Annotated in this window: 1 protein-coding gene; it reads right to left on the bottom strand. The window is 63.3% G+C overall.

All coding sequences use genetic code 11. The annotated features are described in order from the left end of the window. Positions 1 to 68 precede the first annotated feature (68 nt). On the bottom strand, positions 69 to 1,259 hold the full coding sequence (locus tag AU185_RS15840; RefSeq protein WP_059100812.1) for an IS481 family transposase: 1,191 nt from the start codon (positions 1,257 to 1,259) through the stop codon (positions 69 to 71). Between the last annotated feature and the right edge of the window lie 104 nt (positions 1,260 to 1,363).

The raw sequence follows: 1,363 nt of genomic DNA, 5'->3' as shown, positions 1-1,363 counted from the left end.
CCTGTCTGACGTCGGTTGATCCTTGACGAATCTGTTTCGGTTGATCCTTGACACTCGGTGTTAGTGGTTTAGGCCTGCTCGCGGGTGCGGAAGGCCCGTTTGTTTCTTACCTCTCCTTTGCTCGTGCGGGCGGCGGTCTTGACCAGAACGTCGCCAACGTAGAAGCGCAGCAAGTCGCTGTCGACGTGAACGTCGCACCGTGAACCTGCGTAATGCGCGCCGATACAGACCTGTTGCCAGGCCACGCTGACTACCCCGTTGGTGGTGACCCGGCGGCTGACCCAATCCGAACCGGCGCGCTCGCCGCGCAGACCCTCAGCCGGCGGCGTAGCCACACTGGATGCAGGCCCATGATTGAACCTCGACGCGGGCGTGGCCATCTGCAGCGACTGGTGCGGCCGCTCGGTGTTGTAGAAGGCCACCCACTCATCGAGTGCCTGCTGCGCGGTCCTCAGATTGGTGAACGGGTCTCGGCCACTGAGGAACTCCGCGCGCATCGTGCGGTGGAACCGCTCGATCTTGCCCGTCGTCGTCGGGCTACGCGGCTGGGTCAACAAATGCTCGACACCGTGTTGGCGACAGATCGCGTCAAAGAGCACCTCCACCGGAGGATGGTTGAACCGGCCCGTGAACACCTTGCCGTTATCGGTCAGGATCTGAGCCGGCGCCCCATAGGCGGCCAGGGCGCGACGCAGCCCCTCGCACACCGCGCGGGTACGTTCACGAGCCATCACCACCGCACACACGCACATCCGGGAATGATCATCGATACCGGTCAACACCTTGGCCGACGTGCCGTCGGCCAGTGCGAACCCGCCCACCACATCCATCTGCCACAGCTCCATCGCCGTGGCGCGTTCCCATCGTTTCCACTTGCGCGACCGCCGATCCCGCAGATTCGGATCAATCATCTGCGCGCGCACCAACGCCCGATACGCCGCCGACTCCGAGGGCACCGGTCTCACCCCACGTTTGGCCAACTCGAACACCAACCGCCGCGGCCCCCAATACGACCGTGACCGGCGCAGCTCCAGCAGCGCAGCCTCCACCTCGGCCGGCATCTGATGCGGACACCTGACGGGTCGGTGCGACCGATCCACCAGCCCATCGAGGCCCTCGGCCTCATAACGGGCCAACCAGGAGTGCAGCGTTTGGCGCGACACCCCAACCTTCGAAGCGACCTGCGAGATCGACAAACCATCGCTGATCACCGCCAACACGGCCTGATACCGCTGCTCGGCCACGCTCAACTCCCTCATCTAGGGAGTGTCAAGGATCAACCGAAGTAACTGTCAACCATCAGCCGAAACACTGTCGCCCATCAACCGAAGACGAAATGTCAAGCCTCAACCGCACTAATACA

Origin of the sequence: Mycobacterium sp. GA-0227b, assembly GCF_001499855.1 — a bacterium.
Lineage (GTDB): Bacteria > Actinomycetota > Actinomycetes > Mycobacteriales > Mycobacteriaceae > Mycobacterium.
This window is presented reverse-complemented; position numbering and strand designations above follow the sequence as displayed.

Bases quoted from the DNA above. Each gene is read 5' to 3' on its own strand.
- AU185_RS15840 (WP_059100812.1), bottom strand. From the start codon at position 1,259: ATGAGGGAGTTGAGCGTGGCCGAGCAGCGGTATCAGGCCGTGTTGGCG.